29 protein-coding genes are annotated in these 24,352 nt (G+C 37.5%); 15 read left to right on the forward strand and 14 right to left on the reverse strand.

Annotation, left to right across the window (positions count from 1 at the left end; translation table 11 throughout):
• Window positions 1-61 precede the first annotated feature (61 nt).
• Window positions 62-667 carry an RNA-guided endonuclease InsQ/TnpB family protein gene (locus AA650_RS23125; protein ID WP_199924329.1) on the reverse strand — a complete coding sequence of 202 codons (606 nt, stop codon included), beginning with the start codon at window positions 665-667 and terminating at the stop codon, window positions 62-64.
• Between the two features lie 55 nt (window positions 668-722).
• Between AA650_RS23125 and AA650_RS23130 the strand changes: the two genes are divergently transcribed.
• Window positions 723-932 (forward strand): hypothetical protein, encoded by a 210-nt coding sequence (locus AA650_RS23130; protein ID WP_053540828.1) that lies wholly within the window; start codon window positions 723-725, stop codon window positions 930-932.
• A 93-nt stretch (window positions 933-1,025) separates the two neighbouring features.
• Here AA650_RS23130 and hemB read toward each other — a convergent pair whose 3' ends face one another.
• The 3 genes from hemB to psbQ form a co-directional block, all read right to left on the reverse strand.
• A complete protein-coding gene (gene hemB, locus AA650_RS23135; protein WP_039202298.1) occupies window positions 1,026-2,036 on the reverse strand; it encodes a porphobilinogen synthase in 1,011 nt (336 codons plus the stop codon).
• A 182-nt stretch (window positions 2,037-2,218) separates the two neighbouring features.
• A complete protein-coding gene (locus AA650_RS23140; protein WP_053540829.1) occupies window positions 2,219-3,391 on the reverse strand; it encodes an NAD(P)/FAD-dependent oxidoreductase in 1,173 nt (390 codons plus the stop codon).
• 217 nt (window positions 3,392-3,608) lie between these two features.
• Window positions 3,609-4,061 (reverse strand): photosystem II protein PsbQ, encoded by a 453-nt coding sequence (gene psbQ / locus AA650_RS23145; RefSeq protein ID WP_039202300.1) that lies wholly within the window; start codon window positions 4,059-4,061, stop codon window positions 3,609-3,611.
• A 138-nt stretch (window positions 4,062-4,199) separates the two neighbouring features.
• On the opposite strand from psbQ, the gene AA650_RS23150 reads away from it, so the two are divergent.
• Window positions 4,200-4,628: a hypothetical protein gene (locus tag AA650_RS23150; RefSeq protein WP_027403137.1), complete on the forward strand. Its 429-nt coding sequence runs from the start codon at window positions 4,200-4,202 to the stop codon at window positions 4,626-4,628.
• Between the two features lie 436 nt (window positions 4,629-5,064).
• On the opposite strand, the gene AA650_RS23155 is transcribed toward AA650_RS23150, so the two are convergent.
• Window positions 5,065-5,748, reverse strand: a complete 684-nt coding sequence (locus AA650_RS23155) for a L,D-transpeptidase (protein ID WP_053540830.1) — start codon at window positions 5,746-5,748, stop codon at window positions 5,065-5,067.
• A gap of 315 nt (window positions 5,749-6,063) precedes the next feature.
• On the opposite strand from AA650_RS23155, the gene AA650_RS23160 reads away from it, so the two are divergent.
• Window positions 6,064-6,720, forward strand: a complete 657-nt coding sequence (locus AA650_RS23160) for a sigma-70 family RNA polymerase sigma factor (RefSeq protein WP_053540831.1) — start codon at window positions 6,064-6,066, stop codon at window positions 6,718-6,720.
• 116 nt (window positions 6,721-6,836) lie between these two features.
• Window positions 6,837-7,298 carry an anti-sigma factor family protein gene (locus AA650_RS23165; RefSeq protein ID WP_039202305.1) on the forward strand — a complete coding sequence of 154 codons (462 nt, stop codon included), beginning with the start codon at window positions 6,837-6,839 and terminating at the stop codon, window positions 7,296-7,298.
• A gap of 472 nt (window positions 7,299-7,770) precedes the next feature.
• On the opposite strand, the gene AA650_RS23170 is transcribed toward AA650_RS23165, so the two are convergent.
• The 3 genes from AA650_RS23170 to AA650_RS23180 all read right to left on the reverse strand — a co-directional run bounded on the left by AA650_RS23170 (window position 7,771) and on the right by AA650_RS23180 (window position 11,489).
• Complete coding sequence (locus tag AA650_RS23170; RefSeq protein ID WP_053540832.1) at window positions 7,771-9,054, reverse strand: photosystem II assembly protein; 1,284 nt, start codon at window positions 9,052-9,054, stop codon at window positions 7,771-7,773.
• Window positions 9,047-9,967 carry an SPL family radical SAM protein gene (locus tag AA650_RS23175; RefSeq protein ID WP_053540833.1) on the reverse strand — a complete coding sequence of 307 codons (921 nt, stop codon included), beginning with the start codon at window positions 9,965-9,967 and terminating at the stop codon, window positions 9,047-9,049. Before AA650_RS23175 ends, AA650_RS23170 begins: the two co-directional genes overlap by 8 nt.
• Window positions 9,968-10,124: 157 nt before the next feature.
• Entirely contained in the window at window positions 10,125-11,489 is a 1,365-nt protein-coding gene (locus tag AA650_RS23180; protein ID WP_053540834.1) for an AAA family ATPase, read from the reverse strand.
• A 192-nt stretch (window positions 11,490-11,681) separates the two neighbouring features.
• Between AA650_RS23180 and AA650_RS23185 the strand changes: the two genes are divergently transcribed.
• The 3 genes from AA650_RS23185 (at window position 11,682) to AA650_RS23195 (ending at window position 13,752) form a co-directional block, all read left to right on the forward strand.
• Window positions 11,682-12,914, forward strand: a complete 1,233-nt coding sequence (locus AA650_RS23185) for a WG repeat-containing protein (RefSeq protein ID WP_053540835.1) — start codon at window positions 11,682-11,684, stop codon at window positions 12,912-12,914.
• Window positions 12,915-13,033: 119 nt separating this feature from the next.
• Window positions 13,034-13,309, forward strand: a complete 276-nt coding sequence (locus AA650_RS23190) for a hypothetical protein (protein WP_053540836.1) — start codon at window positions 13,034-13,036, stop codon at window positions 13,307-13,309.
• Window positions 13,309-13,752 (forward strand): putative toxin-antitoxin system toxin component, PIN family, encoded by a 444-nt coding sequence (locus tag AA650_RS23195; protein WP_053540837.1) that lies wholly within the window; start codon window positions 13,309-13,311, stop codon window positions 13,750-13,752. The genes AA650_RS23190 and AA650_RS23195 overlap by 1 nt, the downstream gene beginning before the upstream one ends.
• A gap of 147 nt (window positions 13,753-13,899) precedes the next feature.
• Here the strand turns inward: AA650_RS23195 and AA650_RS23200 are convergent, their stop codons facing one another.
• Both AA650_RS23200 and AA650_RS29200 read right to left on the reverse strand, forming a co-directional pair.
• A complete protein-coding gene (locus tag AA650_RS23200; protein ID WP_053540838.1) occupies window positions 13,900-14,205 on the reverse strand; it encodes a helix-turn-helix domain-containing protein in 306 nt (101 codons plus the stop codon).
• Entirely contained in the window at window positions 14,192-14,320 is a 129-nt protein-coding gene (locus AA650_RS29200) for a hypothetical protein (RefSeq protein WP_257720886.1), read from the reverse strand. The genes AA650_RS23200 and AA650_RS29200 overlap by 14 nt, the downstream gene beginning before the upstream one ends.
• Before the next feature lie 39 nt (window positions 14,321-14,359).
• Between AA650_RS29200 and AA650_RS27245 the strand changes: the two genes are divergently transcribed.
• Both AA650_RS27245 and AA650_RS23210 read left to right on the forward strand, forming a co-directional pair.
• Window positions 14,360-14,809, forward strand: coding sequence for a hypothetical protein (locus tag AA650_RS27245; protein WP_081424316.1), 450 nt, complete (start codon window positions 14,360-14,362; stop codon window positions 14,807-14,809).
• A 19-nt stretch (window positions 14,810-14,828) separates the two neighbouring features.
• The gene (locus tag AA650_RS23210; RefSeq protein ID WP_053540839.1) at window positions 14,829-15,350 is read left to right on the forward strand and encodes a hypothetical protein; all 522 of its coding nucleotides are present in this window, start codon (window positions 14,829-14,831) and stop codon (window positions 15,348-15,350) included.
• Between the two features lie 111 nt (window positions 15,351-15,461).
• Here AA650_RS23210 and groL read toward each other — a convergent pair whose 3' ends face one another.
• Both groL and groES read right to left on the reverse strand, forming a co-directional pair.
• Window positions 15,462-17,096: a chaperonin GroEL gene (gene groL / locus AA650_RS23215; RefSeq protein WP_053540840.1), complete on the reverse strand. Its 1,635-nt coding sequence runs from the start codon at window positions 17,094-17,096 to the stop codon at window positions 15,462-15,464.
• Window positions 17,097-17,198: 102 nt separating this feature from the next.
• A complete protein-coding gene (gene groES, locus AA650_RS23220; protein WP_027403125.1) occupies window positions 17,199-17,510 on the reverse strand; it encodes a co-chaperone GroES in 312 nt (103 codons plus the stop codon).
• A 1,041-nt stretch (window positions 17,511-18,551) separates the two neighbouring features.
• On the opposite strand from groES, the gene AA650_RS23225 reads away from it, so the two are divergent.
• Window positions 18,552-19,229 carry a response regulator transcription factor gene (locus tag AA650_RS23225; protein WP_027403124.1) on the forward strand — a complete coding sequence of 226 codons (678 nt, stop codon included), beginning with the start codon at window positions 18,552-18,554 and terminating at the stop codon, window positions 19,227-19,229.
• A gap of 84 nt (window positions 19,230-19,313) precedes the next feature.
• On the opposite strand, the gene AA650_RS23230 is transcribed toward AA650_RS23225, so the two are convergent.
• Entirely contained in the window at window positions 19,314-19,889 is a 576-nt protein-coding gene (locus AA650_RS23230; protein ID WP_053540841.1) for a Uma2 family endonuclease, read from the reverse strand.
• Between the two features lie 236 nt (window positions 19,890-20,125).
• On the reverse strand, window positions 20,126-20,866 hold the full coding sequence (locus AA650_RS23235) for a sulfite exporter TauE/SafE family protein (protein WP_053540842.1): 741 nt from the start codon (window positions 20,864-20,866) through the stop codon (window positions 20,126-20,128).
• 62 nt (window positions 20,867-20,928) lie between these two features.
• On the opposite strand from AA650_RS23235, the gene AA650_RS23240 reads away from it, so the two are divergent.
• The 5 genes from AA650_RS23240 to AA650_RS23260 are packed head-to-tail and all read left to right on the forward strand — an operon-like array spanning window position 20,929 to window position 24,317.
• On the forward strand, window positions 20,929-21,768 hold the full coding sequence (locus AA650_RS23240; RefSeq protein ID WP_053540843.1) for an urease accessory protein UreD: 840 nt from the start codon (window positions 20,929-20,931) through the stop codon (window positions 21,766-21,768).
• A gap of 39 nt (window positions 21,769-21,807) precedes the next feature.
• On the forward strand, window positions 21,808-22,110 hold the full coding sequence (gene ureA, locus AA650_RS23245; RefSeq protein ID WP_027403120.1) for an urease subunit gamma: 303 nt from the start codon (window positions 21,808-21,810) through the stop codon (window positions 22,108-22,110).
• Between the two features lie 43 nt (window positions 22,111-22,153).
• Window positions 22,154-23,344, forward strand: a complete 1,191-nt coding sequence (locus AA650_RS23250) for an AAA family ATPase (protein WP_053540844.1) — start codon at window positions 22,154-22,156, stop codon at window positions 23,342-23,344.
• Entirely contained in the window at window positions 23,341-23,997 is a 657-nt protein-coding gene (locus tag AA650_RS23255; RefSeq protein WP_053540845.1) for a DUF4276 family protein, read from the forward strand. The genes AA650_RS23250 and AA650_RS23255 overlap by 4 nt, the downstream gene beginning before the upstream one ends.
• Before the next feature lie 14 nt (window positions 23,998-24,011).
• Complete coding sequence (locus AA650_RS23260; protein ID WP_199924330.1) at window positions 24,012-24,317, forward strand: urease subunit beta; 306 nt, start codon at window positions 24,012-24,014, stop codon at window positions 24,315-24,317.
• Window positions 24,318-24,352: the final 35 nt, after the last annotated feature.

Raw genomic sequence — 24,352 nt, forward strand, 5'->3', positions numbered from 1 at the left:
TCAACCTTTTTCCATGATTGGATGGGGTTGGTTAGCTTATGTACGGGCTGGATACCGTGATTCAGCTAACAACGAATCGCACACGCTTTCTTAATGTGGCAGCTTTGATAGTAAAACCTGTTGGTATTAGGCGAGAATTAAAAAACCGCATCCATCCCAATTTAGGGAGATAAATTTTATTACCTTGAACTTTTACGCCCATCTGGTAAGTAAAAGAGGTAAAATTACTACGGTTTTTAAACTTGGGAAAACCTCTCCCTTCAAAGAAGTTTTTATAGGCAGTGTCAAGGCGTTTGACGTTTTGCTGTAGGACTGTAGAATCAATCTCAGCAAACCAAGGTCTAGCTTTTTTTAGATATGGTAATGCCGTTATTTGAATATCACCAGCACTGCGTCGAGGGTTTTTGAGTTTGCCATCCTTGTCAGTTTTAGCATCTTTCCACGGCTCTCCACTTGCTCCATTTTTACTAACAAAGCAAGTTAATGGACAAGCTTCTGCTTTAGTCCTAATATCGCAATAGTCACCTTGAATAAACTGCTGGTTGTATTGAGCTATTCTGTCAGCCAAACTCCAATTGTAAGTAGACCGGAGCATATCTAGCCAGTTATCCATTTTATTGGACTGGCTAATATTGGGGCGGATTTTATATACATAATTTGTTAGCAATTTACAATCACCACCTTGATATGCTAGACTTAACTTAGTATATACATATATTCTAATGAAGTCAACAGGTAAAGGAATTAAAAGAACAAAAAATCAGCCAGTCTTTTATGAAGAACTGAAGAAGCACCGAAATATAATGGTGACTACTACTGCTTGGGAAAATTTAATCAAGGCTTCTAATTCACTGGAGATCAGCGTCAGTGAGTTAATTGAAAGAGTGGGTAGAAATATGTATGGCAATATCAAGAAAGATGACTGTGACTAAAGTCACACGAGCCGCTTATATCTCAGGGCTAAAGCCGCTGAGTTTTACGCTTACCGGCTGTTCCTATAATAGGGAGATAAGGACTGGCAACTATTACATCAACATCAGTGCCACTTCTTTAGCAAAATAAGTCAAGATTAAATCAGCACCAGCCCGCTTCATGCTGGTTAAAGTTTCTAAAATCACCTTTTTCTCGTCAATCCAACCATGTTGAGCCGCAGCTTTAATCATTGCGTATTCGCCACTAACGTTATATGCGGCGACTGGTAAATTTGTCGCTGATTTCACTTGACATATTATGTCTAGATATGCTAAAGCTGGTTTCACCATAATGATATCTGCACCTTCAGCAATATCCAGTTCAATTTCTTTTAAAGCTTCTTTAGCGTTAGCTGCGTCCATTTGATAGGTTTTTTTGTCGCCAAATTTGGGGGCTGAATCTAAAGCGTCCCGGAATGGTCCATAGTAGGCTGAGGCGTATTTTGCTGAGTATGCCAAAATCCCGACATTGATATAACCTTCAGCGTCTAAAGCTTGACGGATTGCGCCGATTCTACCATCCATCATATCCGAAGGAGCAACAAAATCCGCGCCGGCTTCTGCTTGGGAAAGTGCCATTTTTACTAACACTTCTATGGTTTGATCATTGAGAATTTTGCCATTTTCATCAACTAAACCATCATGGCCATGAGTTGTGAAGGGGTCTAGAGCAACATCAGTAATAATGATGATTTCTGGAACTGCGTTTTTAATGGCTTTGACGGTTTCCTGCACCAATCCCTCTGGGTTGTAGCTTTCTGTAGCTGTGTCGTCTTTTTGTTCTTCGGGAATAACTGGGAATAGTGCGATCGCATTAATACCCAATTGTGACACTGCGGCTATTTCTTCCAGGAGTAAATCTAAAGAATAACGATAACATCCTGGCATGGAAACAATTTCTATTTTTGTGCTTTCACCTTCCATGACAAACATCGGATAGATCAGATCATCTACAGTTAAAATCGTTTCCCGCACCATTTTTCGGAGGGTTGCAGTGCGACGGAGACGACGGGGACGTTGAGTCAGATGTAAGGCTTGATTGGTAGACGAGTTCTCAGACGACATAATAGCTCTGTAAAAATGATAATCATTATTATAGTCGTATTACATAAGTCCTAACAACAATACCTTCTCCATTTTTTGTAGGTTGGATTAAGCGACAGCGCAACCCAAGGTATTTGTTGGGTGAGCCTCCCGTCAGGGATACGTCCCTCAACCTCAATTCAACCTACAAATCAAGACTTTTTTCAATTGGAACGAGAATCTTGAGGTAAAATCATTTCCCGAATGGCTGTGGCTGTGGCTGGGGCGAGTAAAACCCCATTGCGGTAGTGTCCCGTAGCCAGGAGTATATTTGTAAAACCCGGTAGTTTATCAATTACTGGCGCTGGTCTGCCTTCGGGACGGGGGCGCAACCCTGACCAAGTGCGGAGAACCTTGGCTGCGGCTAACTCTGGGGCGAAGGCGATCGCCTGTTGTCTGACAATATCCAATAATTCCTGACTTGCAGATATTTGATTTTCATGATTGGGAAATTCTACGGTTGCTCCCACCCAATAATCACCATTTCCCATTGGTACAATATGCACATCATTACCAGTAATTACAGGTTGAAAATCGGGATTTCCTAAACTGCGTCCTAAGCTCAAATATAAAGCTTGTCCCAGCACTGGACGGATATTTACCATTTGATCTAATTGTGCAGTTAAGGCTGTTGAACCCAAACCCGCAGACATAATAAACCAATCAGCGGTAACTTTGCCCTCTGTAGTTTCAATAAAATTACATTTACGCGCTTCTCCCAATCCTTTTTTGATGTGTAAAGGTGTTGGGGGAGGAGGAGGAGGCGTTTCTGTGCCGGTCACAGACACACCAAACTTGAAATTTACGCCATTACGTTGGGCTGCATCTACTAAAGCTAAAGTTAAAGCTGTGGCATTTAGTTGTAAGTCTTGGGGAGAATAGACAGCACCAATAATTTGCGGATGACTGATTTGGGGACAATATTTTTGCAGTTGTTCTTGATCCCAAACTTGTAATTCCCAACCTTGGGATTGGCGAATTTCTCGCAGTTGTTCCCATTCGGAAAGGACTTCAACGCCACTTTCTAAGGGACGCTCTAAGTTTTCTGATAATAGCATTACGATTCCTTGCCGATTACAAGGGATTTTCCGCCCTGTAATTCCTTCTAATTCAGGAATCAAACTTTCATAGCGTTGGATGCTACTTTGTCGCATTCGCCAAGCAATACCCTTGGTTTTATGGCTAATTACACCCATTAACACACCGAGAGCGGCGCTGGTAGAACCTTGTGCTGGTTGTTTTTGCTCGAAAACGGTGATGTTTAAACCTTTAACTTGGCTGAGTTCATAGGCGATCGCCGCCCCAACCACGCCACAGCCGATAATTACTACATTCATGGTTTTTGCGCTTGAGTTAGGGGTGAAGCATGAAAAGTCTTCCTCTCCACCCTATCACTCCATTACCCTAGCATTTTGTGATTCAAGACTCGAAAGGAGGCAGGGGAGCAAGAGGTAGGGAGAGGGGAAGCAAGCAGGGGAGAAATTTCTTTCTTTCTTCTTCTTTCTTCTTCCTCCTGACTCCTGGGCGCAGGCCCTGCGCCCCTACGCTCCTCTTTTAGCTACTCTTTTCGGGAACTAGTTCTAAGAATTTGTCAATATCCGCAAACACTTCTTGGTATTTACTCGCAGCTAGGCTAGTATTACCCGCAGCGGCAGCTTGATCAATTCTTACTAGGTCATTCAACAAATCTTTGCTAATTTGTCGAGCTTTAGCTTGGTTTTGCTTGGCTAGGTTGGGAATGATATAAGTCATATTTAATCTAGCTTCTGTCATCGGTCCGTGAATAAAATTACCCACTTTCACCCATTCACCTGCTTTAATCAGGTTTTGGAGTTCGGAAGAGCGATCGCGCACCATCTGAATTCCGGGAACATATTCCTGAATTTTCGCAACTTCCGCCGCCGTATAAGATGGTGGTACAGTAGCAACAGTAGGACTACCACAACTAATCAAAAATGTGGCTAATAGTACAAAAATCAGTGAAAAAATAGAACGTTGACGCACCATAAATGGAAATTAATTTTTTGTTTGTTTACAGATTAACAGTGTTATTTTAGATCGCTATGTAATGAACCGTTACAATTAACTCAGGTTTTTCTGTCTTGATCTTCCCCGCAGACCAACCGCATAGAGGAGTATTATTGAGTGAACGCAGCCGAACAAGCCACAAACCTAGAATTTGCCAGCAAAATTGCTACGGTAGTAAATTTATTTAAATATGAATTTCCTGATGTCAAATCCGATCTTAAACCCTGGCACAATGACCCAGAAACCAGAGAACTAGTAGATCCAGATTCTATAGACATTGGTTTTCACTTTCCTGGCATTAGCAAATCTTGGCGCTGTCGCAGTATTTTAATTCAAATCCGATTTTATCAAGATCCGATTAATAATCACCGTCGCGCCATTGGTGTCGAAGCCGCTGGATTTGATCACAGTGGGGAAGTTTGGCGACTTTCCACTATTGAAACCTGGAGTTTTGTCGGTGACTCCACACCCTCTGCTGAAGTTCGGGAAAAACTGAAACAGGTTTGTCGGCAAATTTTAGAGGTGTTTAATCAGCCGAGTCTGTAAAAATGAGAGTATTGAAAAAATAGTAGAAAAAGCTCTTGAAGATGGTCACTTATACTCCGCAAGGGAATAAATTGAGCTTTTGCTTCAAGGTAATATATGGATGTAAAAACCCAAGTTAAGTAGTGAGACAGAATTAATTACACAGTGTTATTGCGTAAGCGTTGCGTGGCGTTAGCCATATGGAACGAAGTGAAATGAAGCAATTCCAAGGGTTGTGATTGCTTCCCTTCCCTCGCAATGACTGGTATAACACCGACAATGGAGGCAGGAGTTGGGCATACAGTAAGAGACTTCCAAATAAAAAAATGTCCCAAAACTGATGCAGAAATTCTCTCTCTGTGTACTCTGTGCCTCTGTGGTTCGTTTCTTAGGATAATTTATTTCTTGGAAGTCTCTAAAAGACTTTTATTCCTTAATTCTTACTGCTTTCATATTTTTATTCACGTACTAATACTTGTGTACCTATACTTACTTGGCTATACAACATTCTGACATCAGAATTACGCATTCTTAGACAACCGTGAGAAACAGCCGCCCCTAGTAAATCAACATCTGGTGTGCCATGAAAGCCGAGTTGATTCCGACCATCAGACCAAAAACCAATCCATCTATCCCCTAAAGGACTGTCAGAACCGCCCTCGAAAACAGCATTTGTAATGGGATGTCGCCAAATGGGGTCGTGTTCCTTGTGGATGATTTTAAAATTGCCTGTTGGTGTTTCCCAGCCTTTTTTACCGATAGCAATGGGATAACTAGCTATTATTTCATTATATTGAGAAACATAGACACGGCGATCGCTCAAATCCACCACTACTTGAGTTGTATTTGATACTGGCATTGATCCCTGAGAACTCTTGACCGGATCTGTAACTTGATCCTGACTTGACCTTTGTGTTCTCCAAACAGCAGCTTTTTGGGGAGAGTTAGGCACAGAAGCCGCAATTGCACTGTTGCCAATTTCCACTGATGAACCCTGTGGATAAATCTCTGTGGATATAGACTGATTTAATTGTCCTGTTGTTCTCATATTGTGCCAATGGACAGCCAGAGATAAAATTGCTGTACCAAAACAGAGAAACATGACCATACTCGCTACAGATTCATTTCTTGCCATTGCCATCGCCTATTCATCGCCTATTATTTATCCCTGACACATCTGGCTAAAGGTGACTGATCATTGATCATTAAGTAAGTACCAGTCAAGTATTTAGTGGACATCTGCCAATTTGATCACCATCCCTAACTCTAACAAAAAGTTAATCCGTAGTCTTCTTTACCTTCTTCTTTCATACTTACTTGACGATGGAATAAAATGCTGAAAACTCCTTTCTATATATATTTCCGTGTTCCGATTATAAATCCGTCACCTTACCGAGGAACTTTTGATCTATAATCTAGTCTAATGGAGGGGAGTGATTTAACGCCAATCTGATCCATGAGTCAATCCATTAGTGTATCCTGGTCAACAGTGGATGCCACCTATCCAATAGCATCGGTGCAAGTTGACAAACTCTCAAACAACGATCTTATTTTGCGCTGTCAAGTCGGATTGCGTCCAGAACGTGCTGCCTTTTCAGAACTGTTACGTCGCTACCAGACTCAAGTTGATCGAGTTTTATATCATTTAGCCCCCGATTGGTCTGATAGAGCCGATTTAGCCCAGGAAGTTTGGATTCGTGTCTATAGGAATATTAACCGACTACAAGAACCTGCCAAGTTCCGGGGATGGTTAAGCCGCATTGCCACAAATTTGTTCTATGATGAATTACGTAAACGCAAACGGGTCGCTAGTCCCTTATCATTAGATGCTCCCCGCACCTTAGATGATGGGGAAATGGATTGGGAAATTGCCGGTGATACCCCAAGTCCAGATGAGCAACTAACTACTAGAGAATTTTATGAACAGTTGCGAGAAGCGATCGCCGACTTACCAGAAGTTTTTCGGACTACAATTGTTTTAAGAGAAATTGAAGGCATGGCCTATGAAGAAATTGCCGAAATTACCGGAGTTTCCCTGGGAACGGTGAAATCTAGAATAGCTAGAGCCAGATCAAGATTACAAACTCAGTTACAAACCTATCTAGATACATAATCTACACCATGTTTCCTCAATTCTATGGCAGATTTTAAGAAATATTAAGGACTGTCAACGAAAATATATATTTTCTGCCATTGAGAAGCAAAAATGAATCAACGGGTACTATAAATATGGAGAAGCGCGATTGTTTCGAGTTATTAAGTGCTTACCTGGATGGCGAAGTTACAGCTACTGAACGCAGGCAAGTTGAAGAGTGGCTATTAACTGATGCCTCAATTAAATGCCTATACAAGAGACTATTAAATCTTAGAAAAGGCTTGCATAACATCCCTGTTCCCGCCAACTCTCAGTCATCAGAAGCAACGATTAACCAAGTTTTAGTCCGTGTTAATCGCCGTTATCGCTTGAACTGGATGTTAGGTAGTGCAGCCGCAGTGGCTTGTATTTTGGGAACAATATCTGGTTTATTGCCAAGTAATTCCAGAATGCTAGAAATAGCCACAACACAACCAACAGAATTAACACCAACAGCCGCAGATTCGCCCTTAATGGTGGCTTTAAATAACCCAGTTATTGAAATTCCCAAAACAGCAGTAGCTCCTAGCGAGAAGCTAGTTAACAACCTCAATTAATTAATAGCTAAACTGTCACCACTCCAGCAAGCATCAGTGAGTATACCTCCTAGCTGGTCAACTTTTTATGATGTCATAAAATACACCCAAACCAAATATAAAAATGAGCCGTTTAGCTTACAAACCTCTATTTACTGGCGATTATAGAGGTTTTTTGATGTCGGTTGATTTCTAAACGAAACGTAAAAAGCAAGTTTGGCAAGAATTTTAGGTTGTAAGTGGAAGAATATCGAAAAAATTAAATGAATCGGATTTCTTATAATGTCTGATCAAAAATTTGATTCATCAATACTTTTAGTAATTGTAGATAAGTAGGTTGGCGTTGAAAATTGTCCTTATGGCAAGGCAAAAGGCAAGAGGCAAGAGTGAAGAGGGTTTGGGCGATTTTACGTTTCTTTACACAGTTTGGTTTTATTGTGTTCACCTACTTACATCTGTTTTCATCTCGGCTTTGTTGAGTAAAAATAATTCTCTATTTCTTGGCTAATATGACATAATCATCTAATACATAGTGTGATTCATACTTTTGACTGAAATACTTTTTAAGTAACCGAGTCATATATAGTTGCTTAGGTAATTCATCTTGAGCAAATTTGGCAAACTCAGAAATAGCTAAAGGTTTTCTTAAACCCGTTGCATTTATATATTTATACCAAACTAATTCTAATCCAAGTTCTTCTACAAACTTATATACTATATTTTTTTCCTGTTCTTTATCTTCAACTTGATAAATATTGTAAGCCTTGAATAGCTTCTTGTCTTGGATAATTAAGAGTACATACCCCTGATTATTTAAGCTTTCAGAAAATATTTCTTTATATATATTATTAGCTTGAATTCTTTTGGTATTATCTGCGAAAAAACAATGAGAAATAACGATGAAATCAAAAAAGTTTTTGGGAATATTCCTAGATTTCGCATCCCATAAAAAGATGTCAGAACTAACAAAACGAAAGTAATTATTTAGAGGATTTAGTTGCGACTCGATATATTTACGCCAAAATTGAAGTCCTCGATACTGGAAAGCGGCTTGTTTTTCTAAAGAATAGTAAGATATGTGCATTTGGGGAATATCAAAAAAGCTGCTACAACTTTGGAGAAATAAAGCCAAACCATAAGCTGTTGTTCCCGGTCCAGCAGCGATATCAAGAATATTCAATTTAGTTGGTAACAACCCATCTTGGTAAATTAAAAACCAGGCTAAATAGAGACAATAGACATTTTCTAAAAAATATTTCATAAAATAGACATGAGGAGTCAGACTAAAACGGTAGTCTGGATCTTGTCCCATTTTTAAGCTAGTAATATCCTCAACAGCGTCTTCTAATTTAATTGCTAATTGTTGATCAGAAATTTTACTAAATTCTTCTTGAAGATATTCCACTAGTTTAACTTCAAAATTATCAAATATACTCTCATCAATTCCTGTTGCTTGGAGTTTATATTCATCATGATCCACTAATTTAAAAGCTTGATATATAAACTTAATAAATTCTGCATTTGGATTTAATAACAGATGAGATTTTGATTCTTTTGCTGCTGTTATTTGGTTTCTTAAATTTGCAGTTTCGTGTTTATTTTCCTGTAAATTTCGTTCAAGTTGCAGTTTATCCCTAAATAGTTTCTCTAACCATGAAAAACTTGCTCCCGATTTTTGAATCTCTTGCAAAATTTGTACAGCACTTCGGGTATCACCACGCTGTAATGCTGATTTAAATTGCTGACTTCTCCACCAATTAATAATAAAATTACTCATAACCAAACCCGTCTTTTCCTTCTTTTATTTCTACACCCGGAAGCTGAGAGACTAACTTTTCTTTAAATCTCTGATAACTAAACCTCTCAGAATTATACCACCAAGCATACTTTTGTTTAATTTCTTCAGCTTCTTGACGAGTTCCGGCGACAAGAGAACGATTATTGTGAGGATGAAAATCTTGAATTACTACTCTATCTGCAATAGCTAATTTTTCAATAAAAGCATCTTCATCTATTACTAATGTTGGTAATAAAGGTGTAATTGTAATAGAAATTTTAGGAATAAAACCTTTAAAAATATCAATACTTCGTCTAATTTTAGTAATAGCATTTAATCTGGCTTTAATACTAGGAGAACGGGGTTCAAAGTCTCTTCTTACAGCTTCGCTACCTGTGGGAATGCTCATATTAATTCGCAATCGTTGAAACCTTTGTAAATAATCAATATCTCTAGTAATAATGGGACTGCGAGTTTGAATTACTAAATTTGGCCGATAATCAAGCATTACTTCTAATAAACTGCGAGTTAATTGATGTTTAGACTCCAAAGGTTGATAAGGATCTGTGACACTACTCATGTAAATTCTGGGAGGTTGCTTGGGATTTTTCCGATACCAAGTTTCTAATTCTTTTGCTAAAATTTCCGCAGCATTTTCTTTATAAATTACCCATTTACCCCAGTCTTGGCGCATTTGAGAATTAGGGCTAAATGCAGCAGCATAGCAATAACTACAGCCATATTGACAACCCCGATAAGGATTGAGGGTAAAGTCATAAGCAGCAATAAACCCAGTGGCTTTTGTTAGCAGTGATTTAGCATTTTGAGCGTAAACTGTAGTATCTCCAAATTTTTCGCGCACGCATTTTGTAGGAGTTTCGTCGCTATAACCTTCATACCTTGGTTTCGCCATATTTTAATATGTTATTTACTTGATAGATCCTAAAAATGCTATTGAATACATTTAAATATAAGCACTGCTGATACACAAACGTATATTCACGTATTTTTCCGTTTTTTTCTAAACATAGAGAAAATAGTAATTTAAAATTAGGAATGTTATCTAAAACTCATAGTTTTATGTTTAAGTATGCTTTAAATAAAGAATTTAACTGAAATTTTACTCCCTCTTCCCCTAACACTTTTTCTACTAAACACCGTCGTGTTAAAGATTGTATAATTTGCAAGAATCTAGCATTTGATAATTCAATATTAGCAGGTTTTTGGAAAATATCTATAGGTTCATTTTGTGTTGCTAACCAGTTGATAACCTTATTTTCTAATTCTGATAAACGTTCTAAATGATTTTCTAAAAGTGCTTCTATATCTCCTAAAAATAGATCATCATTATCTCTTAAAAATAGGGATACTTTACCATTAAAAAATTCTCTTATAGTTAATATAATGATATTTAACCAACCAGGATGACCTTGATAAATTCTTATTAATTCGTCCCATTTATCTTCATCTTTTAAGCCTTTCTCTCTCAATATTGCTTTAGCATCTTCTCCTAATCTTTGAAGATATAATGTTTTTGTGTGTTTGTTTTGAATTTCTAAAGTTTCTATATCTGGGGGTTTTGCTGAACTAATTAAAATTAAACAACTTTGATGAGATGATGTGGCAATTTGTTGAAAAAATTTACTATAATCCTTGTATTCTGTTAAATATTGACCTGCTAAGTTACCAAATTGAAAAATATTATCCACATCATCAATGATTACTAAACAACGAGATGAACTAAAATAATCTATGATTTCAGGTAATGGGTTTTGTGATTGAGAAAAAAATTGTTTAAGTTCATTTTTAAGAGTTATCAGTTGAGGCAGATTATCAAGACTGCGATAAATAATATAATCAAATTCTGTTTTAATTTCTGATATTAATTTCAGAGTTAAAGCGGTTTTACCAATTCCACTTAATCCATAAATTGTTATTAGTCTAGTTTTATTTTCTAATATCCATTCTTTTAGGGTAGCAATTTCTGAAGTGCGTCCATAATTATAGTTTAATTCCGGTGCTTTTGTTAAGTCAATTATTGGGGTTTGATATTTGGGTTGAGGAGGTTTAAAATGCTCTTGTTTATTATTTATAATTGGTAAAGACTTATCACAAATATTAATATTTCCTTGAGCATTAACTTGCACATCAAAATTATCCCTTTGAGAAACACGATATTTCTTTTCTACTCTAGAACGAAAATTATCCTTATTCAGGTCTTCTCCTAATGATTGTCCTAGTTTTTTCCATAATTTAGCCGCTTCTTTTTTGATATGAGATTCACTGCAATTATTAAATCCTACAGCTATTTGCCAATATTTCTGACCTTGCCAAACACCTTTGAGAATTGCTTCCTCTACAGGAGTCAGATTTTCACTAGTCGTCTCAAAAATTAAATTATCAGCGTATTGTAAAATATCCTCAATATTATTCATCTGTAGTTACCTCATGATATTTGAAATACTATATTATACTAAATTCTACTATATTTGTGTTAAATTTTGTCTAAATTGTGTACTAAATCCTACTTTAGTGTAAAAAAAAGTCAGGCACTATTGTAAAATATTAAATACAAGCAAACAATTCTAAAACAGTTTATTTACTTAAAAAATCATTGTAATACCACTATGAAAAAAATACTCAAAGGTCGGCGACCATTTTTATTTTCTTTTTTCTTAACTATTTTTTTAATTTTCTTAATGGTGTTAACTAGCTCCCCTATGTTTAAAAATGGACAGTTAATCTCACTAGCAGAAACACTCATCAAAAATCCAAGTTTCCTTCCGAGTATTAATCTATGGGTTGTTCCTCCTAAATTTGATAGTGCTAACAATTTTTCTGATGGATTAGCAGTAGTATTGATCAATGGAAAAATAGGTTATGTTGACAAACAAGGTAAGCAAGTTATACCTGCTAAATTTGATTGTGGAAACGAATTTTCAGAAGGACTTGCAGCAGTCAACATGGGAGGAACATTTAGCATTGAAAATAATGGTTGTATACCGGGTGTAGGTAAATGGGGTTATATTAATAAACAAGGTGAAGTAGTTATTCCTATACAATTTGATCATGCTTCAAGCTTTACTGAAGAAATGGGTAGAGTAAAGATAGGTGATAAATGGGGTTTTATTAGCAAAGAAGGTAAACAAATCATTCCAGCAAATTTTGATCGTGTACTTCCTTTTAACGAAGGACTTGCGGCGGTCAATATTGGAGCTACATCAGGTTTTAGTCCGGGACCAAATGTAGGTGGTAAATGGGGTTTTATTGATAGGCAAGGCAAACAAATTATTCCAATTGAATTTGGTCAAACTACTTCTTTTTATGAAGGTTTAGCTTCAGTTATTGAACAAAAAACAGATGGTACTTTCTTAGATCCATTTGGTCTTGGTGGTAAAATTGGGTTTCTTAATAAGGAAGGTAAACTCATTATTCCATACCAATTTGATGAAAGGATGATAGCAGGAGTTAATCAGGTATTTTTCGAGGGACTAGCAGGAGTATTAGTTAATTGGAAATGGGGCTTTATTAATCATCAAGGAACATTGCTTATTCCTCCTCAATTTGAGAATATTATTGTTTTTAGAGAAGGATTAGCACCAGTTCAAATTAATGGTAAATGGGGTTTTATAGATAAAGTGGGACGATTTATTATTTCTCCTAAGTTTGATTTTGCTGCTACTTTTAAAGAAGGTTTGGCTCCTGTAAGAATTGGTGATAAATATCGCTATATAAATAAACAGGATAAGGAAGTTATTAGTCCTCAATTTGATTATGCTGATAGATTTAACGAAGGATTAGCAGCAGTACAAGTTAATGGTAAATGGGGTTATATTCGTAATCCTCTACAAAAATATTAGTTGTAGGTATGTTGGATAAAATGGCTCTACATATCATTAAAAATCCCATGATATTGATTCCGTTTTACCCAACGATTTGCTATGATAAAACTAACTAAACTTCTATTATAGCAAATCTTATGCCATCACCTAAGATTATTGAACTTGAACAAATATTACAAACTTACTCCATTGAAGATAAACAATGGTTATTACAACAGTTAATTCAACAACTGGGATTAAATCATCAAGAAAAACCACCAGTAAATTATCAACAACAAGCAAAAGACATTATTGCAGAAACTATCAGTGAAGTTTTAGCTTTATCCAACGACTGCGAAGAGGAAGTTTGGCAAAAATTTTATGCAGCCAGTGGAAGAATATCGGCAAAGTTAAATGAATCGGATTTATTATAATGTCTTTTCAAAAATTTGATTCACCACTACCTTTAGTTATTGTAGATACATCTGTTTTCATCTCAGCTTTATTGAGTAAAAACCCAAATAGTGCGCCTTGTAAAATTATTATATACTGGCGAGAAGGTAGATTTAACCTAGTAATTTCTCCACAACTATTAGAGGAATTAGTTGAAAAATTATTAGCAAAAAATATTGATAAGACTGATATTAAAGATATTTTAACAGCCATTTTTTATACGGCAATTAAAATTCAAGGTACTTATCAAGCGACAATCTTGGATAATATTGATCCTAATGATAATATGTTTTTAGCCGCAGCTTATGAAGTTAGTGCTGATTATTTAGTTTCTCTTGATAAAAAACATATTCTGCCATTAAAACATTATCACGGAACACAAATTTTATCACCAGATTTATTTATCAGGATATTAGATAAATAAAATCAGTATATTGTATGTTGTGTAAAATTTTATCAAGAGCATTTTGAATAATATTAGTATCTAATAAATAACCCATTTAACCTCGTTTTACAGATTTATCAAAAATTTGCATTTGCTCTGGAGTCAAATCATTAAAGAAGTTAAATTTTACGCAACTAAAGAAATACGCTCTTCTCCTTTTTCAAGAATAAGACGATAACCACAAGATTGAACTATCTGTAAAAAATTACTAATGTTCATATCTTTTTGCTGACCAGAACAAATATCTTGAATAACAGCAGGAGAAATATTAACTTCTTCGGCTAATTGAGCAATGGATATATGATCATTCTCCATAATAGAGATTAACAACTCAGATAGTAAAAATTCCTGATATCCTGATGTAAATTTATCTTTAAAATCGGGGTTTTGCATCATTCTATCAAGAGTTGATAGTTGTTCAATTTTCTTCATAATATCCTCCTTTTTGGTTACGTTTAATATAATCATTCATATAGTTGATAGCTTTTTCTTTCTGGTTTTTTGGTAATTCTTTCAGTAAAATGGTGAAAAATCTCTGAAATGACATAATAATATTCATTCTGTCCGAATATAGTAATATTAGTTAATGGTAAAATTCTACTATCGGGGCATGACAGACGAAAATGGTAAGCCCAAAATTGGTCGAAGTGCCAGACAATTAGGAGTTAGACTGGGTGATATTGATATAAATATTAAGCGAATGCCCGTAGATAGTCTAGATGAGCAAGGCTATTTATTACCAGAGTCAGAGCGTGAGTTTCAAGGTGAGCTTATTGATGTTGCCATTGTAAATACAGGGGGAATGTCCGTTTCCCTTTCCATTGAAGCTTTACCAGCACCTCGCAAACCTGCTAAATTTGGTGGATATGGAAAAGATCCCCTATGGCAAATTGATGATAGTAACATCACTGGAGATTTACAAGCTGTTCAGGATAGCCCAACCCACGTTAGCATTTCGCCAAGAATTACAATGTTACTAGAAAGGTACGAATTAGCCTTGGCAAACACCCAAGATTATTGGGAAAGAATTGATTAGAACTAAATAGGAGGTAGGTATGGCATGGATATTTAGTTTATCAGCAGAGTGTGGCTCTGATGAAAGCAGTGCTAAGGAATTTGCTCAATATTTTACGGCGAAACCATGTATGTTCTCTAACCCATGGCCATATTGTGCAGACACTTTTCAAGATAGTGAAAAAAATTGGTGGTGTCGGGTTTACCTAAATCATCTTAGTAAAGTAGGAATAAACAACACCGAAAGTGCTTTCTCAATGACAAATTTAGGTCTAACACTCTATAGAAATCTACTGTCTTCTCCTCCGTTTCGTTATGCTTTAGTTGGTGTAGAAGTTGATGAATTTAGAACCTATAGTGAACTGATTGAAGATTTGCCTAATTTATCTATTCCAGGATTAGTTTTAGCCAAAACAATTGAGCAGGAAGTAGAAACATTACCAATTTTCCAAGCATTTGGTTCTAGTTATGTTTGGCAACCTTATCAGGGAGAAGTTTACAATCCATTAATGGTATCCCCGGACTTAAAAAGTAAACTTGATGAAATTTTATCTATAAGTTGAATTAAAACTCAATATTCTCTCCGTGCCTCTGCGCCTCTGCGTGAGACAAAAAAACAGCCGCCCCCTTACGGAAGCGGCCATTATTCAAACTAGGAAAACTACTAAAAGATTTTAGTAATCGTAATCTCCACCCATACCAGCGCCAGCAGCAGGAGCGCCATCTTTAGGTTCGGGCTTGTCAACAATGATACATTCAGTTGTCAACACCATACCAGCGATAGAAGCAGCGTTTTGCAAAGCAGAACGAGTTACCTTAGCGGGGTCAACAATACCAGCTTCCAACATATCAACGAATTCGTTGGTAGAAGCATTGAAACCAATGTTGAAATCCTTCTCTTTCACTCTTTCCGCAATTACGGCACCGTTTTGACCAGCGTTTTCTGCAATTCTCTTCAGAGGAGCAGGTAAAGCACGAACGACGATTAAAGCACCTGTCAACTCTTCATCTTTGAGGTGGCTGTGCGCCCAAACTTCCAATTGAGGAGCGAGGTGAGCCAAGGTTGTACCACCACCGGGAACAATACCTTCTTCTACAGCAGCCTTGGTAGCGTTGATAGCATCTTCCAAGCGCAGCTTCTTGTCCTTCATTTCGGTTTCGGTAGCTGCACCAACTTTAACTACAGCGACACCACCGGACAATTTAGCCAAACGTTCTTGCAGTTTTTCTTTGTCGTAGGAAGATTCGGTTTCATCCATCTGACGACGGATTTGTTCGCAACGAGCCTTCACAGCAGCTTCATTACCTTCAGCAACAATTGTGGTGCTGTCTTTGGTAATGGTGATGCGACGAGCTTTACCTAAGCTTTCTAGTTTGGTTGTATCTAGTTTCAATCCAGCGTCTTCGGTGACAAGTTGACCACCAGTTAAGACAGCGATATCTTCTAGCATAGCTTTACGGCGATCGCCAAAACCAGGAGCTTTCACAGCAGCCACGTTAAGGACACCGCGTAAACGGTTAACTACCAAAGTCGCCAAAGCTTCTTTTTCAATGTCTTCAGCAATAATTACCAAAGGACGACCGGAACGAGCTACTTGTTCGAGTACAGGAACTAAATCTTGTACCAAAGCAATTTTCTTGTCAGTTAACAAGATATAAGGCTCATCAAAAACGGTTTCCATCCGTTCTGCATCGGTAGCGAAGTAAGGGGAAATATAACCCTTATCAAAGCGCATACCTTCGGTGATTTCCAATTCGGTGGTCATAGACTTCCCTTCTTCTAGGGAAATTACGCCTTCTTTACCCACCTTGTCCATAGCTTGAGCAATCATGCTACCGACTTCTTCGTCGTTACCAGCAGAAATTGCCGCAACTTGAGCGATCGCCTTAGAATCTTCTACAGGGCGAGCGTGTTCAGCAATTTTTTCGACTAAAAACGCAGATGCTTTATCAATACCGCGCTTCAATAAAATTGCATTAGCACCAGCCGCAACGTTCCGCAAGCCTTCTTTAACGATAGCGTGAGCCAAAACGGTAGCTGTGGTTGTACCATCACCAGCAGCGTCATTGGTTTTAGAAGCAGCTTGACGAATTAGAGCTACACCAGTATTTTCGATGTGGTCTTCTAATTCAATTTCTTTAGCGATGGTGACACCATCATTCACGATTTGTGGTGCGCCGAATTTCTTCTCTAGAACCACGTTACGACCCTTTGGACCAAGGGTAACAGCTACAGCTTCAGCGAGAATATCAATACCACGCTCTAGAGCGCGACGGGCGTTTTCGTTGTAAATAATGCGCTTTGCCATAATAAGTCTAAATCCCGGTGGTAAATTAATTAAATTTTGCGAAGAATTGGTGAATGGTGAGCAGGTAATTAGGAAAACTCCTTACCCATCACCCAGTCCCAATTAGTTAACGATCGCTAAAATGTCTTTTTCTGAAAGGAGTACATACTCATCTGTACCCAGCTTGATATCAGTGCCAGCGTACTTGGAGTACAACACTTTATCGCCAACATTAATATCCATTGTTTGACGAGTACCGTCGTCATTGCGCTTGCCAGGACCAACAGCGGCGATTTCGCCTACTTGGGGTTTTTCCTGGGCATTATCGGGCAAATACAAACCGCCTGCGGTTTTTTCTTGGGGGGCGCTCACTTTGATGAAAACGCGATCGCCCAGGGGCTTAACGGTGGAAACGCTTAGAGATACAGCTGCCATACAAAATTTCTTGCTAAATTAGCACTCTCGACTCATGAGTGCTAATCTAGCTTTATCTATGACCCAATAGCAATCATGGCTTGTGTACGGGTTTCCGAACTAAGATTAGGGTGGCGATACTTAAGTGCAAATATCCAATTATTTTAGTTGTCAGGGTTTGTTGCGTAAGTAATGAATATTTTGATATGGACAACTTTATTTGCAAACTTGGAAAATTGTTATAGAACTGTAATCAGGGATCTACTCAATGAGTAACATCACAATGATCCACAAACAGTTTTTTCATCCCTAAAACTACTAGGGAACAGGGAACAGGGAACAGGGAACAGGGAACATTACCAATTACCCATTACCCATTACCCATTACCCAAAACAGATAAATGCTCAATTCTGTTATAAATCGGCTAGTCTAGAACTTGGTAATGTTGTTAACAAGGACTGGGAGAGCGATCAACCCATCAGTTAACACATAGTTATTCCATAGGCATCTTCACAGCCCAAGTCAAAAACTTGCGTGTTTGTTGTTCTAGAACGATAATAGTAGTTTACCTAGATGGGGTCTGGTATCGCCAATTAAATCCAGAAGTCATTAGAGTAGGTCATCCAAGACCAGTAGATTGGCAACGAGTATGGTGAAGAAATTTATATTTTTAACCCATACTTGTCCAAAAGATTCCCCGGTTGATTTTGAACCTCTAAATAGAGGCTTCACATCCGAAGGATAAGTAAAGCAGCAGTATACCAATGAAAGCGCGGGCGAGTTTTGAGCTAGGGTCATCTTGAAAAAATACTGACCTGTGATTATTCACAAGGACAATAATTTTATCAGGGTTTTCAGCCTGCAACTTTCAAATGGATCTATAATAGCGCATTATAAAGACTACTGCTATACGTATCCTTACTAGACTTTTTCCATTCACTTGCAAGTCTGTTGAAAGTAACTAACACTTTTAAGACTTCGGGGAGTTAAAGTAAGTTAAGTGGGAAAAAAGACAACATCCGAAGTCATCCAACATACGGGATAACTATATCAATACCTTAATGGATCGAAGCGCGAGAAGTGCCACTGTTATGAAAGAACCCAGCATGAAAGACCACAAACGACTTCTACTTATTGATGATGACCCTAACCTCATCTTGCTGGTGAAGGATTACTTAGAGTTTCGGGGCTACGAAGTCATCACGGCTGCAAATGGCAGAGAAGCTCTGGATCTTCTAGAAACCGAAGTTCCAGATATGATCATCTGTGACGTGATGATGCCGGAAATGGACGGATACACTTTTGTCGAAGAAGTCCGCAAGACTGAACGAACTAGTTGGATTCCCGTTCTTTTCCTCTCAGCTAAAGGTCAAAGTGCAGACCGAGTTAAGGGGTTAAATAAAGGTGCTGACGTATATATGATCAAGCCCTTTGAACCTGAAGAACTCGTAGCACAAGTAGAATCCTCACTCAAGCAAACTGTGCGTTGGAAAGAACATCAAACCAAGGGTGGGGATAGCGGTTCTCGCATCCAAGTTCCTTTCGATGTCCAGTTAACCCCAACGGAACTGAAAGTAGTCCAGTTTGTCGCTAGGGGTTTAGCAAACCGCGAAATCGCTGAAGAATTAAATGTCAGTCAGCGAACTGTTGAAAGCCATGTGTCCAATATGTTGGGCAAAACCAATCTCCACAACCGTACTGAATTAGCACGTTGGGCGATTGAAAATCAAATGGCTTAAACAATTTTAGATTTTGGATTTTGGATTTTGGATGATTTATCTAAGGTCTAAAGTCCAAAATTTCTGATTTTGGATTGGGGAAAATTACGCTGGAGGCGGAAAATCTACATCTTCATAAAGTTGCCTCATTGTTCCTGCAAAGTTAATGCTGTGTAATTGAAATGAAGTTTCTTGTCCCACATAAAACTGTAATACCCAAAATCCATCTTCATTGCGGCGGAAACATTCAACTCTCGGTTTTTTCGTATTAATTAAAATATATTCTTGTAAAGTTTCTATAGTTTGATAATCAGCGAATTTGTCACCTCGATCAAATCTTTCGGTAGAATCAGATAAAACTTCGATTATTAAACAAGGAAATCTTTTATATCCTAGTGTTTCTTGATCACGGTTATCGCAAGTTACCATAATATCAGGATAAAAAAATCTATTTAAAGATTCAATTCTGGCTTTCATATCAGAAATATATACTCGACAACCAGAACCACGCACATGATTACGCAGTAGTGCAAACAAGTTTCCAGCAATGGTAACATGAGCGTCTAATGCGCCAGCCATTGCGTAAATATATCCATCAATATATTCATGCTTGACGGGGCTGTTTTCTTCTAATTCTAAATATTCTTCTGGAGTGATGTAGATTTGGGGAGAAGCAACCATATTTAAAACCTCACAAATTAAGATGTAGGCTTAACACTTGCTATAGCAGTTATTGGTTGGATGAAATACAATCGAGGGCGCAGTCCCTGCGCCCCTACAGGGTTTTCGATTTACTGACTGTATCTCATTCGAGTGCATACCGCCATATTGATGCTAAGTTAGGCATCTACAATAAATTATAGAACTAAAAAATTAGTTTAATCAAATCAAGTTGCAAAATTAAATTGAAAGTGGTTTTACCAAAAAACTAATAGTTCTCGTTGCTGCCATAAAATTAGCATTCCACTGAACAAAACAAAGGAGATAACCAGTCGCCGGAATTGTTTTTCACTGATTTTTTGCAAAACTAAATGTCCCAACCAGTTTCCAGGTATAGCAGCCAAACCAAGGACAATTCCATAACCAATATATGGCAATTTGAAAGCACCCAAAAAACTATAGACAAAAATCTTGACAATATGAACAATCACTCGATTTGTTGCCTGAGTTGCTAGTAATTCTTCTTTTTGTAAGCCATAGTTAATATAAAGTGGAGCTAATACAGGACCCATACTCCCTATTAATCCAGAGAAAAAAGCATAGGCAAAACCTGCTGGTAAAAAGTACCAAGCTTTGACTGAAAAAGATTTTTCTTCATTTTTAAAAAAGTAACTAGCAGCCGAAAAAATCAGAAATATAGCAACTAAAATACTTAACCAATCTAATTTAAGTTTTGTCAGTGTAAAAGCTCCCAAAATTCCGCCAAAAATTGCTCCGGGTAACTCCCATTTAACGACATCCCAATTAATTTTTTGCCAATACACAAATACTCGTTCACTGTTTCCAAATAGCCCACTAATAGTAATTACGGGAGCAATAGCTACAGCCCCTAGAAATATACTGACAATGGGCATAAGGATTAATGCACTTCCACCACCTGCTAGTAAACTGACAAACCATCCTACAATTCCAGCTAATGCTAACCAAAATATTGTCATAAATATTGAATAATATGTTAAACCGAATAAATCAGGCGCTTAGTTTTTACTCTACCTTATAAATGATTGACAAGTCTCAGACGATACAGGGTTGGCATGGTCAACTTAACTTAGTTTATGGTAATCGCCAAGATTCCACTCAGTTAATTTATAACCACCATCAAGCCCCATTAAAGGTACAACGCCCCTTTTACCCGGAAGGACAAGGAATTTGCCATAGTGTGATTTTACACACTGCTGGGGGCATTGTGGGGGGCGATCGCCTATCCTCTCATATTCACCTCCAACCCTATACAAACGCCTTGATTACTACAGCCGCTGCTGGTAAAATATATCGCAGTAATGGCTTACAAGCAAGACAAACCGTAAATATCCAAGTTGATGCTCATGCTTGTTTAGAATATTTGCCCCAAGAAACAATTTTATTTAATGGAGCAATTTACCGCCAAGATTTGCGGGTAGAATTAGCTCCAGGTGCGAGTTATTTAGGCTGGGAAATTACGAGATTTGGTAGAAGTGCTAGGGGCGAAAAGTTTTTAGAGGGAGAGATGCGATCGCACACGGAAATCTGGCAAAATGATATTCCCTTATGGATTGATAGACAAATCGTTCCCGGTAACGAAAAAGTATTTCACAGTCCTCATGGTTTAAGAGAACATCCCGTTGTTGGTAGTTTTATTTGTGTTGGTTTTCCTCTATCTCCAGAAATCATCAACCAAGCACGTTCTTTAATTATTCAAAACTCTGATGCTGGGGTAACTCGCTTACAACATGGATTTTTGTGCCGATATCGTGGTAATTCTACATCTGAAGTCAGGAGTTGGTTTACAAATATTTGGCAAATGTTACGAGTATCTTGTCTAAATCGTGGTAATTGTATTCCTAGAGTCTGGCAAATTTAAACGAACCACAGAGACGCAGAGAACGCAGAGGAGAGAACAATGCAGCTTACACCCCAAGAAAAAGATAAATTATTAATTTTTACTGCTGCTTTAGTAGCGGAGAGAAGGAAAAATAGAGGTTTAAAATTGAATTATCCTGAAGCAGTCGCTTTTATTTCTGCTGCTATTTTGGAAGGTGCAAGAGATGGTCAAACTGTGGCAGATTTAATGAGTTATGGCACGACTTTATTAACTCGTGATGATGTCATGGAAGGTGTACCAGAAATGATTCATGATGTTCAAGTAGAAGCCACATTTCCTGATGGTACAAAGTTGGTAACTGTACATAATCCGATTCGTTAGAAAAGATTAAAATAGGAGAAGGTACAAATCTAGGAAAAACAATATGAGATTAAAATCAGTTAATATTCAAGGTTATCGTCCTTTTAGAAATTTTGAAGCACAGTTACAACCACTAGAAATTATTGTTGGTGCTAATGGTGCTGGTAAATCAAGTTTGTTTGAATTTCTCAAATTTTTGCGAGATAGTCTTTATCAAGATATCCCTCCAGAAATTATTTCTGGTTCTATTGGTCAGCAGATTTTTCATATTCCAGGACTAGCTAAGTTCCAATGGGACATTGAAATTGATACAGGTCTTCCAACTGGTATTAGATATCTAGGAGAACTTATGGGTCCGGTTGGTCGAACTCAAGTTTCCTACGAAAGAGTAGAATCATCTCAACCTTTTAGTGATAGATACAGTAGTCCATACATATATATGGATATTCAAGGTAATAAAGGTGTAATTAGAGAACCTGGAGAAACAGGATTTACAACATTAACATCAGATAAATTAACACAGGATATTGCTTTAAAGCGTTCTAATCAACTGACGCTAAATGCAATGACAAATCCATCACTGGAAGCATTATATAACTTACGTGAATATATTCGTGATTGGAGATTTTATAGTTCCTTCAATATAGCAAGTCAGAAAATTCGTCAATCAGTTCCCATTGAACAAGAACCGATTTTACATGAAAATGCAGGTAATTTAAGTTCAGTTCTTTTTTCCTTAATGACTGAACATCGTCCAGCATTTGATGAATTACAACAACATTTACGTTCTGTAATTCCTGGTTTTAAAGGTTTAACAGTAAAAGCACGTGGTGGACCAGGAGAAGTGATCGCTTTTTGGCAAGAATCAGGTGTTGATGATGAGTTAAGTCTTGCTGACTTATCAGATGGAATTTTGCGGTTAATTTGTTGGATTTGTCTATGTGTACAACCAAATCCACCATCTTTAATTTGTATTGATGAACCAGACCAAGGTGTTCATCCTCGGACATTACCTGTTTTAGCTGCTTTATTTGAAAAAGCCTCTGAACGCACTCAAATTTTATTAGCAACGCATTCGTCTTATTTTCTCACACAATTTGCTATTTCGCAAATTGCCGTACTCAGAAAAGAAAAAGGGGAAGCAAAATTTATTAAACCTGGAAATTCTCCGGTATTAATTGATATGCTTGATGATTTTGGTGCAGATGAATTAGAACAATTACACCGTAGCGATGAATTAGAGAGACTTCCATGAGAGTTGAAATTTATGTAGAGGGGACATCTGATAAATATGCAATGGAGGCACTATTAGCACCTTTAATTGACCAGAAATTACAGCAAGGTATTAGTATCAAATTTTTTGCAGTTAAGGGAAATGATAATGATAAAGGAGGAGATGCTAAGAAAGATTTATTAACAAAGACACCAACTAAAGCAGTCAATATTATCTGCAATCAGCCAGATTCAATTGTGGTAATTATGCCAGACCTATATCCCAAAAATAAAGGCTTTGAACATGAAACAATTGAAGAACTAGAAAATGGGATTTCAAATACGTTCAATCAGGTATTAGAGTCTAAAGGAATTAATGATAATCGCTTAAAAGAGCGTTTTCGAGTTTTTTGCTTTAAACATGATTTAGAATCCTTAATTTTAGCTGCTGAATCCCAATTAATAACTGTACTGGGCGTGAACTCTCTTTCTGTAACATGGACAAAACCAGTTGAGGAACAAAATCACAATATTCCCCCGAAAGATATTGTAGAAAAAATTTTTCGAGAATGTGGTAAAAAATATAAAGGTTCTGTGGATGCACGCAGAATATTAGAAAGTGCAAGATATCAAGATATAGCCGAACTATGCCCTCAAGCTTTCAGACCGTTTGTAGAGTTTTTAGAAAACCTTTAAAGTAGGAAAAAATTATGATCCCTGGAGAAATTATTACCCCCATAGGTGAAATAGAACTGAATGCAGGTCGTCCAACTACCAAAATAATAGTGGCAAATACAGGAGACAGACCAATTCAAATAGGATCACACTTTCACTTTTACGAAGTCAATAACGCGTTAAACTTCCATAGAGAAAAAACACGAGGAATGCGATTAGATATTCCCGCCGGCACAGCCGTCAGATTTGAACCAGGAGACGAAAAAGAAGTTACTCTAGTTCCTCTCGTTGGTACAGGCCAAATTTACGGCTTCAACAACAAAATTGACGGAAACCTCTAAAATTCTCTCTTTCCCTCTGCGTCTAAAGCGTGATA

This window comes from Anabaena sp. WA102, assembly GCF_001277295.1.
Classification (GTDB): Bacteria; Cyanobacteriota; Cyanobacteriia; order Cyanobacteriales; family Nostocaceae; genus Dolichospermum; species Dolichospermum heterosporum.